Source organism: Paenibacillus glycanilyticus (assembly GCF_030161375.1).
GTDB classification, from domain to species: Bacteria; Bacillota; Bacilli; order Paenibacillales; family Paenibacillaceae; genus Pristimantibacillus; species Pristimantibacillus glycanilyticus_B.
Window position 1 is genome coordinate 241,659 of record NZ_BSSQ01000015.1, and the last position, 14,694, is coordinate 256,352.

The 14,694-nt window shown below is 38.8% G+C and carries 17 protein-coding genes and 1 pseudogene; 3 read left to right on the forward strand and 15 right to left on the reverse strand.

Features of this window, described 5'->3' with window-relative positions:
* Positions 1–167: 167 nt before the first annotated feature.
* Positions 168–686 (reverse strand): TetR/AcrR family transcriptional regulator, encoded by a 519-nt coding sequence (locus tag QQK89_RS19995; protein ID WP_284240455.1) that lies wholly within the window; start codon positions 684–686, stop codon positions 168–170.
* Between the two features lie 263 nt (positions 687–949).
* On the opposite strand from QQK89_RS19995, the gene QQK89_RS20000 reads away from it, so the two are divergent.
* Positions 950–1,636, forward strand: a complete 687-nt coding sequence (locus QQK89_RS20000; RefSeq protein WP_284240434.1) for an NAD(P)-dependent oxidoreductase — start codon at positions 950–952, stop codon at positions 1,634–1,636.
* A gap of 306 nt (positions 1,637–1,942) precedes the next feature.
* Here QQK89_RS20000 and QQK89_RS20005 read toward each other — a convergent pair whose 3' ends face one another.
* The 3 genes from QQK89_RS20005 to QQK89_RS20015 all read right to left on the reverse strand — a co-directional run bounded on the left by QQK89_RS20005 (position 1,943) and on the right by QQK89_RS20015 (position 3,630).
* Positions 1,943–2,548, reverse strand: coding sequence for a manganese efflux pump (locus tag QQK89_RS20005; protein WP_284240435.1), 606 nt, complete (start codon positions 2,546–2,548; stop codon positions 1,943–1,945).
* Between the two features lie 127 nt (positions 2,549–2,675).
* On the reverse strand, positions 2,676–3,002 hold the full coding sequence (locus tag QQK89_RS20010) for an EthD family reductase (protein WP_284240436.1): 327 nt from the start codon (positions 3,000–3,002) through the stop codon (positions 2,676–2,678).
* 154 nt (positions 3,003–3,156) lie between these two features.
* Positions 3,157–3,630 carry a UPF0158 family protein gene (locus QQK89_RS20015; protein ID WP_284240437.1) on the reverse strand — a complete coding sequence of 158 codons (474 nt, stop codon included), beginning with the start codon at positions 3,628–3,630 and terminating at the stop codon, positions 3,157–3,159.
* Between the two features lie 223 nt (positions 3,631–3,853).
* Here QQK89_RS20015 and QQK89_RS20020 point away from each other — a divergent pair, with 223 nt between their 5' ends.
* Complete coding sequence (locus tag QQK89_RS20020) at positions 3,854–4,273, forward strand: VOC family protein (RefSeq protein WP_284240438.1); 420 nt, start codon at positions 3,854–3,856, stop codon at positions 4,271–4,273.
* A gap of 227 nt (positions 4,274–4,500) precedes the next feature.
* Here the strand turns inward: QQK89_RS20020 and QQK89_RS20025 are convergent, their stop codons facing one another.
* The 8 genes and pseudogenes from QQK89_RS20025 to QQK89_RS20055 form a co-directional block, all read right to left on the reverse strand.
* Entirely contained in the window at positions 4,501–5,274 is a 774-nt protein-coding gene (locus QQK89_RS20025; RefSeq protein WP_284240440.1) for a hypothetical protein, read from the reverse strand.
* Positions 5,275–5,589: 315 nt separating this feature from the next.
* Positions 5,590–5,949 (reverse strand): hypothetical protein, encoded by a 360-nt coding sequence (locus QQK89_RS20030; protein ID WP_284240441.1) that lies wholly within the window; start codon positions 5,947–5,949, stop codon positions 5,590–5,592.
* Between the two features lie 153 nt (positions 5,950–6,102).
* A complete protein-coding gene (locus tag QQK89_RS20035) occupies positions 6,103–6,399 on the reverse strand; it encodes a hypothetical protein (protein WP_284240442.1) in 297 nt (98 codons plus the stop codon).
* A gap of 51 nt (positions 6,400–6,450) precedes the next feature.
* A complete protein-coding gene (locus tag QQK89_RS20040) occupies positions 6,451–7,365 on the reverse strand; it encodes a phosphotransferase (RefSeq protein ID WP_284240443.1) in 915 nt (304 codons plus the stop codon).
* Between the two features lie 234 nt (positions 7,366–7,599).
* Positions 7,600–7,797: pseudogene (locus tag QQK89_RS20045) on the reverse strand (manganese catalase family protein); the annotation flags it as partial.
* Positions 7,798–8,154: 357 nt separating this feature from the next.
* Entirely contained in the window at positions 8,155–8,376 is a 222-nt protein-coding gene (locus QQK89_RS20050; protein WP_284240444.1) for a hypothetical protein, read from the reverse strand.
* Between the two features lie 319 nt (positions 8,377–8,695).
* A complete protein-coding gene (locus QQK89_RS29660) occupies positions 8,696–8,905 on the reverse strand; it encodes a DUF6199 family natural product biosynthesis protein (RefSeq protein ID WP_349816735.1) in 210 nt (69 codons plus the stop codon).
* Positions 8,906–9,295: 390 nt separating this feature from the next.
* Complete coding sequence (locus tag QQK89_RS20055) at positions 9,296–9,541, reverse strand: hypothetical protein (protein WP_284240445.1); 246 nt, start codon at positions 9,539–9,541, stop codon at positions 9,296–9,298.
* A gap of 361 nt (positions 9,542–9,902) precedes the next feature.
* Here QQK89_RS20055 and QQK89_RS20060 point away from each other — a divergent pair, with 361 nt between their 5' ends.
* On the forward strand, positions 9,903–11,063 hold the full coding sequence (locus QQK89_RS20060) for a hypothetical protein (RefSeq protein ID WP_284240446.1): 1,161 nt from the start codon (positions 9,903–9,905) through the stop codon (positions 11,061–11,063).
* A gap of 183 nt (positions 11,064–11,246) precedes the next feature.
* On the opposite strand, the gene QQK89_RS20065 is transcribed toward QQK89_RS20060, so the two are convergent.
* The 3 genes from QQK89_RS20065 to QQK89_RS20075 all read right to left on the reverse strand — a co-directional run bounded on the left by QQK89_RS20065 (position 11,247) and on the right by QQK89_RS20075 (position 14,576).
* Positions 11,247–12,899, reverse strand: coding sequence for a S8 family serine peptidase (locus QQK89_RS20065; RefSeq protein WP_284240447.1), 1,653 nt, complete (start codon positions 12,897–12,899; stop codon positions 11,247–11,249).
* A 179-nt stretch (positions 12,900–13,078) separates the two neighbouring features.
* A complete protein-coding gene (locus QQK89_RS20070) occupies positions 13,079–13,465 on the reverse strand; it encodes a DUF2500 domain-containing protein (protein ID WP_284240448.1) in 387 nt (128 codons plus the stop codon).
* A gap of 946 nt (positions 13,466–14,411) precedes the next feature.
* On the reverse strand, positions 14,412–14,576 hold the full coding sequence (locus QQK89_RS20075) for a hypothetical protein (protein ID WP_284240449.1): 165 nt from the start codon (positions 14,574–14,576) through the stop codon (positions 14,412–14,414).
* Positions 14,577–14,694: the final 118 nt, after the last annotated feature.

The window sequence follows — 14,694 nt, forward strand, 5'->3', positions numbered from 1 at the left end:
TGTCTTTGAGCGAACGATTGATTCACAAACAAAGTCATGGGCTTTCTTGAATTACCTGAGACAAAGCAAAGTATTCTCCGATGAATTCGTCATCCTCTGCCAATCCCGATTATAAATGTCTGAAACTCCTTCCACAGGTTTTGGAGATGGGTGAAGCTCGGGCTCCTTCAAGCTTTAGGAGTATCAGCTTTAAGATTACGTTCGAGCAACGTCCCCATTCGTTGAGCCATCAGGGAAGGCGGGTGAGGCTTTCCATTCTTAAACCACCATTCCACTACCCCAACGATAGCCGCTCCTACAAATTGAGTTTCAACATCATCATCCTCAGTTAATCCTGTTATGCTCCGTTCGTGTATCTCTTTCCCTTTAACCATGTTCTTCAGCTCTTGGAGAAAAAAATCAAGGAATCTATTTCGGAAAAATGAATTTCCTCTACTCGCCAGCATTGCGGAGAAAAACAAATGGTGCTTCTCTAAATACTCAAACCATAACAATCCCATATCCGTATATTCGGCATCGTGTCCCGCTATATCGCATAGTTCCCGTAATCTATTTATATGTTCTTCAATGAGCTTATCCACAAGATCAAACTTGTCCATGTAGTGAAGATAGACGGTTCTTCGGCTAACATCCGCCCTGTCGGATATATCCTGAATCGTAATTTGATCAAAACTTTTATCCATCATCAGTTCGATTACAGCCGCTTTTATAGCTTCTTGTGATTTGCGTATTCTTCGATCTTTCAATTGAAAACACCTTCTTAGCAACTAATATATACACATACAACTTGGATTTGTGAATTAATGCACGAAACCTGCCTTTTTAATAATTGTAGACTTTATTGTTTTGTCTACAATTATACATAGTTGATTCTTAATACACTAATGTGCATTTTATCGCATGTAAACGAATTCAGTTAATGAATAGCATTAAAAGGAGAGACACCTCAATGAAAATCGCAGTTATTGGAGCAACAGGAGCAACGGGGAAGAAGGTATTGGAGCGTGCGCTTGAATTAGGACATGAAGTGATAGCCGTGGTTCGTCGTCCGGAAGCTATCCCTCCCTTAGAGCAACTTACCGTCCGACAGGGCGATGTATTCGATGTAAATAGTATCGTCCAAGCCATTGCCGGGACAGATGTCGTAATTACTTGTATAGGTCCAACTTCAAAAAACTCAAAAGGTTCCGGTATATCGACAGGGATACTGAGTATCATGAAGGCAAACTTCTCGCCGGGTACTGTCATGTCAGAGGGAATCCCGAATATCATTTGTGCCTGTCAGCGTGCTGGCGTTAAACACTTAGTCATGCAAAGCGGCCTTGGTCTAAGTGACGGGAAGGAGCTTACCCTAATCAATCGTTGGTTAATAAGCGTTAACCGGCGTATCTTCTCGAAGGCGATCAAGGACAAGGCTATCGCCGAGCATGCGGTGCAAAAGAGCAGCTTGAGTTGGGTTATTGTAAGACCGGCCGGACTTAGTGACGCGACTCCCTCTTCGAAGTATACGGCAGGCCCTTCAGCCCGCGTCGCTATGTTCCAGCCGCTCTCTTACTCAGATTGCGCGGACTGCCTTGTACGAGCGGCGACATGTGAACCAACCTGGGTGAGAAAGATTATAAATGTTGGACGATAACTAATTATTCAGCCATACGACTTGTGCAGGAGTCAGTGATTTGAGCTGTTGTTGTAATTGCTTGCCGGCATGGTTTATTAATCTATTGAAGGACGGATTTGGGCACCGACATGATAGACTGACGGCTGCTTGTCACATTTACTTTCGGATATTGCTTGGGCACCCAGCCCATCATCCGAAGGCAGTCTCCTCGACGAGACGTGAACCACCAAATAAAAAAAATGCCGAAAAAGCCCAATGGACTTTCTCGACACTCTGAGCTTATATGAGGTTAGCCAGTTTTAGACTACCGCATTGCTTAATAAATTAGTGAATAACTTCATATAGACCAATTAAAATTAAAAGCAAACAGCCGAATACGTCCGAATACTTTCCAAACCATGTTCTTGATAGCTTATTGCCGAACCTAATACCGATATCAACGGTGAGCAACGAGAATAATCCAACAGAAATTGCTGTATATAACGGAGAAACTCCACTAGCACCGGCACCCAATCCTGTTGCAATGCAGTTAACCGACAAAGCTAATCCTAAAGTTATAGCTTCTAACCAAGATATATTATGGTCTTTATCTTTATCCGATGCAGCGGCCAAGAGATCAGGCTTTGTTGGATGTTCGCTCTGTACACTCTCCGATTCACTTTTTGTAATGAATTTGACTGAGCGGAGCCCTATAGCGCCCATCACAATAATCGTAAAGCCTCCAATAATGTTCCCCCATGATGAAGAAATCAAATGGGATACGAACAAACCTGCAGACATAGACGTGTAAGTCGCAATTATGGACAGCAGAGCAATAACTAAGTTTGAGAAGAATGGAACTTTTGTTGAACGTGAACCAAAGGAAAACCCAATGCCTAAATTATCTATATTTGAAGCAATTCCGATAATTGCAATTGTAAACCAATGCATAACGATATCCCCCCGTTCATCCAGCAAGTTATTTACTGTATGCCGGAGGTAGCCCAGATGTAACCTGATACCTAAATAGCTTTGACAAACAATCGTAACTTTTGGTCTATTCCTGCGAATCCCCAGCTTACGTTGGACATATAAATATCTCTTCAAGTTCATATATCATGCTGTGCATGCCTGGACAGAGCCTTTCAAGAATTGCAGCGTCTTCGGCTGATGCTTTTCCTTCCGGTGACTGAAATGCTTTTTTGATGTCCGCCATACTGTCCCATTGCAGTTCGGCTACGAGATAATACGTGGTGCCCCCTCGAATTGGTGCTGTATTGCGACTAATAGAATAACGACGGAGACCCGGAAGTTGTTTCGCCAAGGGAATGTGTACCTCGCGGTAGTAGTTCTCAAATACCTCAATATCATTTGGCTCTGTGTATAGGACTAAGAATCTGACCATGTTTGTTTGCTCCTTTACTGAATTTTGGGTTTATGATTATCTTTCACATATTAATGTCGATTAGAGAATAACGATTTCTACATTCCAGGAACATTTTTTTATGCCGATAAACGTAATAAAGCTGCCATCGCGGCAGCTTCATTATGATTGTATTTTATTTTTTTAACTCAATATCATGTTCAACGCACCATTCAATCACAAATTCCTTTATCTTTTTTTCCTTGTAGGCGTACCATTGCTTATCCATGCCAAATTCTATTGTTTGATCTTTAAATCTGCGAAACGCGCCGTTCCCCGTAATTGCTGCACTTAACGCTTCATTGATGTTGTCATCTTCCACAGTCCTTATGAACTCTTCCATGAGTTCATATTCGTTGTAGTCGTTTCTCAATGTGAAGTCCGCAAATTTCCCTTGTTCATCCTCGAGTATGCAACATGCTCTTTCAATGTTGGCTCTTTGCCATTCGGGAAAATCCTCAAGAGGCTGTTCATCTTCAGCAGCTTGAAATTCTTCTCTAGTTAACGTAATCACCTCACCTGTCGTAACATCTATATAAGTAAACGTATCATCTAAATCAATTTCAATCTCGCCGACTAATTCATCCAAACTGACTGGTTTCTTTATCATTGAAAGCTTCCTCCCCTGCTCAATAGTAGAATTCTTTATTTCAACCAATGTTTCCCAATAGCGCAGTCATATTGTATCTAAAATCGAACTTTTTAGCCTGATAAGTTTCTTTAACATGAATGATCCATGACAATACCTGTCACTATTATAATCTAGAATTGAAATCAAGCCCGGCTAAACGTGGCTAGTAGGCAAAATTTCAATATGAAGGAGCTGTTTAATCATGACATTTCAAGTGACGCCCTTTATCATGCTCAACGGAAATGCGAAGGAAGCTATTCAATTTTATGAAATCTCATTAGGCGCAAAAGTCGTCTTTACGCAAACGTTCGGAGAGGCGCCGGAAGACCCGGAACAACCCGTACCGAATGAAGCCAAAGATCGTTTAGCGCATTCCGTATTAAAAATCGGCGATTTCGATCTGTTTGTTGCGGATACTTTTCCAGGCAAACCCAATCAGAGCGGCAATCGCGTTCAAATCTGCATCACAACTCCCGATATCGGAATATCAAATCGAATTTTCGATGCTTTACAGCAAGGGGGTCATGTCATCATGCCTCTGCAAAAAGTGCACTTTAGCCCAGCCTACGGGATGGTAACGGATAAATTCGGCGTTACATTCCAAATCTTTACTCAGAGATAATCAATATATCGAAGCATGCGAAACTTATATCACTAAAAATGTTAGGTATCCGGCATATTCTATGTGCACATTCCCCAAAATAAAAGTCAGTTTTCCTGTTCTCAGGATAACCGACTTTTTGTTTTTTTGTATTCAGCTATCTTTCCTCGGTACTTCAATACAGTTAATTATTTTGAGTTCTTCTCCCCCAGCAACCGGCCGCGGGTCTAAGTTATTTCACTCCACCACTATAATCCCACAGCTGCTTTAACTTGTTCTTGGGACATGATTATCTTTCTTATTTTTTCCGATCCGAAGGCGCCTGCATTAAACCCGTTTGCTTTTGGATAGTAAACCATCCGAAAGGATGTACCATCTTGTAGGTGCACGCGCAGAAAAATACCAGCCTCATGTTTTGTTTTTTCATAAACCGCGTTGAATCCAACATTCGTCAAATTCAAAAGTTCGTATACGAATTCTTCGGATGCTTCCTTGCTGAAGTCTCCAATTAGACTGCCATCTTTGCTGCTTTCTAGGCTGATTTTCTCTACTTTACCATCGATGTCATATAGTTCTCCAATAGTCGCTGCTTTCGAGTTATCTTTTACTTCATAGATCTTGTTATTTGCTACGACTCGGAATTCCGATTTGTATCCCTTCAGGGCGTAAACCGCGGTACCAATCGGTAGAAATGACGCATCCCCGTTCTTCTCCACATGATCCGTACAGGCATGTTCGTTTAACATATACTTGATTTCGCCTACCTTGTCCCCTAGTTGTTCCTCTGTTACAGCCTTGGTTCCATCGTAGTTTTGATAATATTTAATGTTGTTGATTATAAGAAAATCTACCCACTCTATTTCAGCCATGCAAGGTTCCGCTGCTTTCTCTGAGACCGGTTCAGTATCAACAGCATGAGTTCGTGGGGTCACTTCTTCTTTGTCCGTCGTACCACAGCTTGCTAGGATCATCATAAAAAGAAGCAAAAATGAGATCTGTCTCATGTTTTTCATCCATCTCATTGTCAATCACCTCAAACTATATTGACGTGTTTACTGAACTATATGTTACGGATGATAATGTGACCTTAATTTAATGGTGGCAGATCTCGGCGAGAATACGCTACATAAGTAAAACCGCCAGGGCACAATGCCTTGGCGGTTAATTTATCGTTGATCTAATGTATATTCTTTGTCAGCACCTTCAAACGGTCCGACTTAAACAGTTTAGTCATGAATAACAGTTAAACACAATCGATAGTTATTTTTATAGTCTAACCATTACAAAAACTTTTAAACCTGTAACGTCTACTTAATGAACGTTCCTCCGAATGATGTCTAGTTAGTAAAATCGCAGTAAAACCAATGTAAATTAAAAAAGAATTCTTCTAATTTCGCATATCCCTTACTACCATCTAACACTCTCTTCCATTGACTTTCTGGTTTATAAGTATCAATATATCTAAATTCTAATTTATTACCTTCTAATTGTCTCACTAATAACTTAGGACCATTATAAGGATAATTCACCTTGCTTTGAACAATATATAAATCAATAACTGAAGTCCATCCGTAAATGTGGTTAGAATACTTAGAATCTCGGATAGAAACCACCAGGTTATAAATACTTAAAAACTTGTTATCACTGCTATTTAATCGTTCATAATCAGAACATATATCATCCCAACTCTTTATCATAACGTCTCTCCAGATACAAATTTTTATATCCTAGAAGTGATTGAAACTATCCTACTTAATATAACTTAACAAAAAAGCAACCGAACGTTGTATTCCGGCTGCTGTCGTGTTGTTGAGCTAAAGTTCCTCGTTAGCTTAACTTCCTATTGAATACTATAAGACTTTAACAGAAGCAATTTCCTTCCCAGCCCATAATATAAACATATATCCACTGACAAGAAGATGCCAAGGTGCATCATCAACTAGAAAGCGTACATCTGCATAAGTATCCCAAGTGCCTTCAATTAAACTTGTAATTCTAACAGGTACGGTCCAGGCTTCACCGGTTAACTGTTTACCCTCTATGCTTCCATAGTGCACGATAAGATCTGGTAACCAGGTATTACAGGGATATTTGCTTGGATCTTTGTCCCAATGAATTAGAGCTTTGACAAACCGAATGTCTCCCATGTCAACCTCCCTAAGTTGAACTAATGTCTCCCGTTAGAGGAATGACATTTCTTAATCAGCGAGAGCACGTTTTATGATCGCTTTTGCTTCAGCAACCAACTTTTCATCTTTATAATCAATTGCCTGCATCATGATCAAAATGGGAATGTATATGGCTAGCAATCGAGCTAATATCTTCGTTTCTTCATCGACATCCCCATATTCTTTGAAAAAGTCTGAACGCGCATCCGGAGGCAAAAAGCTATACGCGACATTCAAGTCGCAAGCTGGATGTCCAATATTGATATCTCCCCAGTCGATAATCCCTGAAACTATTCCATTCTCGTCTACCAACATATTTTTAAAATGAAGGTCTCCATGGAGGAATACGTTTTTGGGTTTCACTTTTTCAGTTCCAAGCTGTTCCAAATAGTTCGATAATTCACGATACTCTTCTTTACTAAAATGAAGGGCAAGGTCGGAAATGAATTTATGCAACTTTTCTTTACGCATCACAATATCAATCAAATTTCTATGGTCATATTGAACTCCATTTTCTTGGGCAATTTGCACAGGGAATGCATGTAAGCTTTTTAAAAATTGCGCGAGCGTTGTTGCTGATAACGCACGTTGCTTGTCAGTTAATCCGATTGGAAACTCTCCTGATAAATAGGGGTAGCCTAGGAAAGGTGCAGGATAATTATAATCCCCTTCCCCAAAAAATAGAGGTAACGAATATGCAATGGAACAATAATCTTTAAGCTTTGGTAGTATCTTTCCTTCCATCCTTAAACGATTAATTGCAACTTCTCTTCTTGGAAAGCGAAATACATATTCGATCCCCACAAGAAAAACAGTGTTATCCCAGCCGTATCCTAGTTTTTGTACGCTTTGTGAAGCTAACTGCGGAAACTGACTGCTTATTAATTTATGGGCCAATTCTTCTGATACTTCCCATTCCGCATCCCATTGATTCGTACTTCCCATACCCATTTATCGACTCCCTCATGAAAATAGAAAATAGGCTCGACTAGCTTGTTCCATTTACAACATCATATCATTAATTTGTTCTTCTGATCGAGAACAGCCTTACCATCTGTTCCTCTATCCGCCCGTTAGCGTAACAAAAAAGCAGCCGATATCGACTGCTTTCTGACTACTCCTCAATATTAAATCTTATCCTTAAACCTTGAATACTTTCTTAGTTCCCCAGTCGGACTTGTCTGCGATCGGATCACCCTTGGTACCGATATAGACTGCCGTCCATAGAACACCAGATGCATTCACATACATCATTCCATTGTCGTGATTAACGAAGTTTTCTCCAAGTCCCGCTTCCATGAGTTGTCTTGGCGTGGCGTCTTTTGTCAATTTATATACCATTGTGGCAATCATTTCGAGATGTGCGAATTCTTCAGTACACTATAGATGTAGGTAAAGAAAAGGAACTATAAAACCAATTTCAACACTAGACACTTCTTCAAGAATAGTGAGTCTTTAGAGCATTATATTTCCCCATATCCATGAAAAGCCCCCCTTAGTAATGAAGCAAACAAAAAACTGTCATTTAAAGTACGTTCTACTTTTCTTTCAACTTTTCAAATATCTATTTCTCGGCGTCTGTAAAATTGTCATAACTATTTAAATAGGTTATTGCAGCTTGGTCATCGAGACCCGGAAATTCTTGTTTTGATGCTGATAATATTGTGCAAGTATTAGTTTTACCATTCACTACTATAAAGGAATCACCATCACCAATAACATATAATATGTCCTTTATTTTTTATAGCTAACTACATTTTCTTCTAGTATGTTAGTAACGTGATCATCGCTATACATTGCTAGTTTTAAAGAATCTGGCCATTTTCCTATCTGAAATTTTCCGTCACCTACTAATACAACAGTATCCTTACCCACGGGATATTTTTGATCTGTACATCCAGACAACAAACTTTGTAATAGAATAACAATAGTTATTAGCGTTAATATTTTCTTCATATGCTTTACTCCTTAAAATTTATGGTTTGATTGTTATTGTGAAATTAATAGTTAAATCGTAAGATACTATTGCCTCGCTTTTTTGAGAAAGATATGCAGCATCATTTGGTATCCAAATTTTAGGATTACCAATATATTTGCATGAACTATTACCTGGTAAAACAAATTCAGTGTAATCATACTTATCTGTTAATGTACAATTTAATACCCATGTTCCATCAGATTGTTTAAATTTCAATTAAATTAATACTAACGTTCCCCTTTAGCTTAATCGTTTTTTAATACATTCTTACGTACCCTTCGAGTCCTACAAACCAACTCACGAAAAAATTATAAATAGGGAGCAGAAAGCTCCTATAAATATCAATAATCCACCGAAAATTCTTATGTATAGTACGTATAAATCTGACGGTTCACTTCCATCTCGGGTAGTCCAACTAGCATTTATTTCCCATATCACATCCGGTTTCTTTATCATAAATATTCCAAAAGCAATTAGGCAGAGACCCAATAAAACATATCCGAACATTTAGGGACACCTCCGTAATTCATTATGCATTAATTCCTTAATAAACCTTTACGTCATAACAATCATTTTGTTGCTTTAATCTGCCCTTTAGCTTAATAAAAATGGAGCAGTTACCGATATGGTAAACTGCTCCTGGATGGCTGGACTAACGTTTCCCTTTTGTTCAATCATACTACAAAATGCTTACGAACTAATTTAAATGTTCTACAATACTTAATTCTGGCGTTCTTTCCAGTGTTCTGATGCCATCTCGAATGCATACGTTTCTTACATCATGAGAAAATCTAACCATGTTTTTATTGCCGTTTGCGAATTTCCTACTTAATACCTTTGTTCGAAGCGAATACCGCGGGCTCTTCTTAAAGTATTGCTGGCAATCCTAAATTCCGATCATTTTGTTTTATCTTTACTTTGTTTATAACGAAGGATAGCAACAGGTAAGTTGCCTATTCCAATTATAAGTGAAAATATACTTGGTAATAATTGAGGTAGATTGGGATAGTTAGTTTTTCCATCACCTACTGCCCCTGTTTTAGGTTGATTAATATCCCAGATGTGATACAAGTTGAATACGATAGGTAAAATAATACAAACAACACTAGCTATTATATATAGTATAGCCCTAGATTTGCTCATAAGTTTTCTCCTCTCTAATAATGAATTTCATTCTGGCATTCGTTTACGAAGTATAGCATATTGAGTTTGTAAAAGCCTGCGTCCATGGTTCGAAATGAAATTGAAAAGTATGAAACTCCCTAATAAAACTGAAGAAACTCTGTTTAGAGAGCCTCAATTTATATTGATATTTATTTTTTTCGACATGATAGAACTTTTTTCGACATAACTTTACATGTGATCATACCTAAAAAAGTATACTCTATATGAGGTTATTTGATAGTTATGAACTATTACTTTACCTCTAATTATTTGATAAACTCTGTAATTAGCTGGTCTAGTGACTAGCAAAATAATATTATTTTGGAGGTTTTTGGTATTCATGAAGATGGCAACTAAGAAATTCATTACTGTATTAAGTCTTACTGCTTTATTAAGTGTTTCTGTAATTTCACCTGCTTCAGCAAAAGAATCATCTCCCATCGTTACAACTAAGACAGAAAGTTTTACAGTAGAAACTTTCGCGGACACTCCTAATGCAGACGGTTTTTATGACAGAACTGGCTTTAAGGTAGTAAGTGCTACAACGACAACTACAGTGGAAAATGGAAACCCTGTAGCGATGGATATTGCTGCGGTCGAAGACTATTATGATCTTAACGGTAATTATATTAATACTGTAGTTAAAGATGAAGAGATGACTAACGACTATACTACTGGTGAAGGAACACATAGCATTAGTAGCATGACAAAAAATAATGCTTTGAATGAGGGTAGTCAGGAGAAGGTTGAAACAATTCAAGAAGAGGATCAACAAACTTTAACTGATATACTTGATACTTCAGAAGAACAAAAGATTAAACAATTTATTGATTCCAATGTGGCTAAACTGCCTGAAGCAAAATCCACAGAAGTCACAGGTATTACAACTAAACAACTAAATGAAATTAAAGAAAAAACCGCGAATATTCAAGCATCGCGTGCTGCTGAGGCAGCAGTAACTCCATTGGCAGAAGGTGATGATTGCCCAACAGTATCTAATGGAATAGAAATGTGCGGTGCTTTTGATAACTATTATCGTCATAATATTGTGAATGGTGATTTTACAACCTCATCTCTTGGCTTTGCAGGTGAAGATAGCATGTATACTGTTCTTCATGGAAGTATTTCGGGAAATACAGCTAAAGCAACAAGATTAGCTAATTTCAAGAAATATATTAACTCATATCAGAAGTACATCATTTTAGATATGCAAGTAGATAAGAGAGCAGAGGCAGCCAACTGGTGGATAGCAGTCGCATCATTTGTTACTCTTGTTGCTGGCTGGAGCACGGGCCCAATAGGATGGACAGCTATTGTATTACAATACGCAAATGCTGGATTGGTATTTGCATCATTGACTTCAGCAGCTTATGGATCCTATTCGAACCTGCAATACAGTAAAAATTCTACTTCCGAACTTTCAAATTCTATCACTCAAGCAAAAGCTATGTTTACTAATGGTGATGCAAACTATGGATCAGAATATGTATTCGGATATTAGAATTTACCGCAACCACTAGGAACAAATCCTTAATTACATTCAAAAATGTCTGTGGATAAAATTCCACAGGCATTTTTGGTTATACAGGAAATAATGGATCAAGTAAACAAACTGGTTTGTCGGACGAAAACAAATCTATACACAAACTGTTCCTAAATGGCTGAACTAACGTTCCTCGTTAGTTTAACACCAATTAATATTGCTTCCCTTTTCTCCATGATTCGCTTGATTCCACATTTGAGCAATATGCAGTCTGGCTTGTCTACTTAGATCCGAGTAGAAGCACTGCCCTTCCCTCCATTCTGGTATTGGATCGAAAGCAACACCGGTGATCGCTTCAAGAGCGTTACACCTCGCTCCAAAAATTGAAACTCGGTTATTTTTTGCATCATCATAAAGCCCTGAAATGAGTGGTTCAATGAAATTTTGGATTTTTAAGAATGATGCAAGTGTTACAGCACAATATTGGAGATTCAGATCGCTATCTTGGAATAACCTTATCATTTCATAAGGCTTCTCATTCCACAGTTCAGATCGATGACTCAGAGTAAATAGTGCCGCCATTCTAACGTAACTATCCTCATCGTGAAGCAATTGTAGTAAGTCTCCGTACGGAATCCTGTCTGGATAGGATGAGAACGCAATAATTACAGCCGTACGAATCTTCATGGATCGGTGCTTCAATAGGCTTATCAATTGTGCTTCTATCACATCAGGCAACTGACCATCATGGAGAGATAGTAGAGCAGCGACGACAACTCCCTCATTCGAATCATTCATTGCATTTAAATGTGTGGAAACGTCTTTGCTTTTCCATTCCTTCCATATGGAATATGGTTGGACATGGGAATCTTTGTTGGGTGGTTTCATACTAATAGCGGCGGCAACATCAATCAATCCGGCATTTAAAGATGACCAATTTCCGTTTTGAATCGAACTTCCTAATATTGCAGACTTCACTTGATTTGCGCTCCAGTCAGGATGTACTTGCCAAATACATGCCACACATCCCAATATTATAGGTGCTGCAAATGAAGTCCCCTCTGTTCGGGCGTAATCTTCGGGCAGGTTGTCATTTGAGGCCGTAAAATGATTATTTTTCTCTTCGGACGACTGAAATGGCATAGGTAGAACCACATTTTCAGCTGGTGCCAGGATTTCTGGTATCCACTTTCCTTCAAATGTTTTGCCTCTGCAACCGTGATATGGTTCAGTATCCTTGATAACGCCGTTCTCTGGAATAATCACGCCTCCAACGGATAAAACGGACGGTGATGAGGCTGGTCCACTACATGTTAACTCCATTGTGTTACCAGAGGCCACAACAACAAGTACACCTTCTTGGGCTAGTTGTTCGCATTTTACTCGAATCGGATCGGCCTGCCATGGTAATAATCCGGTATCTCGCGTTGATGCAATCGTTAATACAACCCCACGAATATGATAGCTACGCCAGTTTTGGAGAAGCCAATTTAATGCAGCAACATAAGCGTTTTCAATCTCATGTACCGTATTCAATCTCCCAGTTTCAATTAAATAAAGATTTGCATCAGGTGCAGTTCCAGTATAATGCATCTTTGACAAGTGTCCCGAGCCAGCGGCTGCAGCTGCCGTCGACAATCCGTGCAACCCTTTATTCCAAGGACCATCATCGGCAATCATTAAATTAGGTTGTGGAATTGACTCTGAAAGCTTTACAATGTATGTCTTTCGACGTGCATTTGTAGCAATATCAGGATGATTAGGGAATCTCCCATCCACAATCGCAATACTCACATCTTTACCAGTGAGTTCTTGTGGAATGCGCAGGAACTCCCGAATTGAAGGCCAAGTCATAAGTGTTCAACCACCTTTATTGATTAATATATCTAAATGTTTCTAAACAATCCTGCAAGCTGAACAGGCTGCCTTTCATGCCGGCAGCCTCGTCCTGGGTGGGTATCAATTAAGCTATCGTTTCCCGATAGCGTGATGGAGGCAGCGACTTACTATTTGTAAACAGCTTGATGTCCTTATCAAAAACCACGTTCAAAGCTTTTGAACCTTGTTCCCTGATAGGACAGAATACCTTTGTCACCGACTATCAGAAGTCCGAATTTGTTGCCGCTCACCGGTAATTCAACTCGTGACCGATCCTCTATTTCAAATGTGACATAGTAATTAGTATTTGCGCTTGAATCACCAGAACCTCCCCAAACCTCAGTCCGTTTATCTATAATAACTGCAGATTGAGTAAGAAGTTCTGCAGAATTATTCGATGTCCATGTGACAATGCCGCGAATGATGACATAGAGAAAACCACCAACTATAATTGTAAAAATAAGTCCGAAAAACAATCTGATAAATATTGGAGTATCAGTGAATAGATCGAAAAAACTGGGACCATTACCAAACCCGTCCATGGAACTCATCCTCTCTACTTAAATATTGGAACAGTTGTTATACGCCTAAATATCTTGAATGTTGCACTATTATAGAATATTTGCCCAACCCGTACTCCAAATCATGAAAAGCAGCAGCAGCCGGTCATTATTGACCGGCTGCTGCAATGTTCTTATTGAGCTATAGTTCCCCGTTAGCGCAATACTAGTTCCAATGCAATCGATACATTATCAAATTGCTGTTTAATCCATAATTAAAGTAATACTTATGATTAGTAAAAAGCCTAAAATCATAACAAATATGCCGATTGGCAAACTTACTTTCTTGTTTGCTGCTCCGCTCTTTTCGATTATGAAGAAAGCAACAAAAAGAAGTAAACCATAAATTAAAGTCCTAAGTCCTGAATTATGTAACCATTTTAATAGAAGTTTATCATTGAAACTATAAATTATATAAACGGAGAAAAAAAATAACGGCATACGTAGTTTCATATGTTTCACAGATCTTTTTTCGATTTCTAAAACCTCCTTCACTTTTAAATCTCCAACTTTACTTTATCCCGCCCTTTACTTCCTCGATTTAAGTCTACCACATATTGGAACTAAACTGCCCGTTAACGTAACAAAACTGCCGATCGTGTACCGGCAGCTTTGTTACGTTTGGCTATTCAACTATCGTTTCCCGAGGGAGTTCAGTGTAGTTTCACAGATGTGATTTCAGTCAACCAATTGAACAGCTCTGGCGATTTCAACTGAATTCTTTTAGAATCGAAATTTATTAGTATTTCATCCTGAATGGGGATGCTCCGTGAAAATACACTCCCATCAGGATTGTTAGTATGGATCCGTCTAACCGCTTTGGTAACAACCAGTAGTCTCCCATCATTCAATATTATTTTCAACACCGTCGGGCGCTTGTCAAATCCACCTGTTAGCTTCGTTTCTTTGGATAAATGAAGCCAGTTAACTACTTTGCAATCTCTTCTTTCCCTAGTTCTTCCTTATTATGAGGTCCAATAACTACCTGTATTGAATTAACATCATCAACCTTTAAATTCGGTACTATAGAAGTATTAAAGGCAGTCAAAATTAATAGTGCTACAACCATGCAAATGCTTTGAATCACTTTCATTTTCAGTCCCCCATCCAATCCTTGTGATTTCAATATCTCCAATAAATGGGGGCATAATTCATTTACGCTAATCTGCCCAATCGTATTATGAGATCAACCATTTCTTTCTGGTTGATCC

Coding starts and splice junctions, on each gene's coding strand:
- QQK89_RS19995 (WP_284240455.1), bottom strand. CDS start 686: ATGATGGATAAAAGTTTTGATCAAATTACGATTCAGGATATATCCGAC.
- QQK89_RS20000 (WP_284240434.1), top strand. CDS start 950: ATGAAAATCGCAGTTATTGGAGCAACAGGAGCAACGGGGAAGAAGGTA.
- QQK89_RS20005 (WP_284240435.1), bottom strand. CDS start 2,548: ATGCATTGGTTTACAATTGCAATTATCGGAATTGCTTCAAATATAGAT.
- QQK89_RS20010 (WP_284240436.1), bottom strand. CDS start 3,002: ATGGTCAGATTCTTAGTCCTATACACAGAGCCAAATGATATTGAGGTA.
- QQK89_RS20015 (WP_284240437.1), bottom strand. CDS start 3,630: ATGATAAAGAAACCAGTCAGTTTGGATGAATTAGTCGGCGAGATTGAA.
- QQK89_RS20020 (WP_284240438.1), top strand. CDS start 3,854: ATGACATTTCAAGTGACGCCCTTTATCATGCTCAACGGAAATGCGAAG.
- QQK89_RS20025 (WP_284240440.1), bottom strand. CDS start 5,274: ATGAGATGGATGAAAAACATGAGACAGATCTCATTTTTGCTTCTTTTT.
- QQK89_RS20030 (WP_284240441.1), bottom strand. CDS start 5,949: ATGATAAAGAGTTGGGATGATATATGTTCTGATTATGAACGATTAAAT.
- QQK89_RS20035 (WP_284240442.1), bottom strand. CDS start 6,399: ATGGGAGACATTCGGTTTGTCAAAGCTCTAATTCATTGGGACAAAGAT.
- QQK89_RS20040 (WP_284240443.1), bottom strand. CDS start 7,365: ATGGGAAGTACGAATCAATGGGATGCGGAATGGGAAGTATCAGAAGAA.
- QQK89_RS20050 (WP_284240444.1), bottom strand. CDS start 8,376: ATGAAGAAAATATTAACGCTAATAACTATTGTTATTCTATTACAAAGT.
- QQK89_RS29660 (WP_349816735.1), bottom strand. CDS start 8,905: ATGTTCGGATATGTTTTATTGGGTCTCTGCCTAATTGCTTTTGGAATA.
- QQK89_RS20055 (WP_284240445.1), bottom strand. CDS start 9,541: ATGAGCAAATCTAGGGCTATACTATATATAATAGCTAGTGTTGTTTGT.
- QQK89_RS20060 (WP_284240446.1), top strand. CDS start 9,903: ATGAAGATGGCAACTAAGAAATTCATTACTGTATTAAGTCTTACTGCT.
- QQK89_RS20065 (WP_284240447.1), bottom strand. CDS start 12,899: ATGACTTGGCCTTCAATTCGGGAGTTCCTGCGCATTCCACAAGAACTC.
- QQK89_RS20070 (WP_284240448.1), bottom strand. CDS start 13,465: ATGGACGGGTTTGGTAATGGTCCCAGTTTTTTCGATCTATTCACTGAT.
- QQK89_RS20075 (WP_284240449.1), bottom strand. CDS start 14,576: ATGAAAGTGATTCAAAGCATTTGCATGGTTGTAGCACTATTAATTTTG.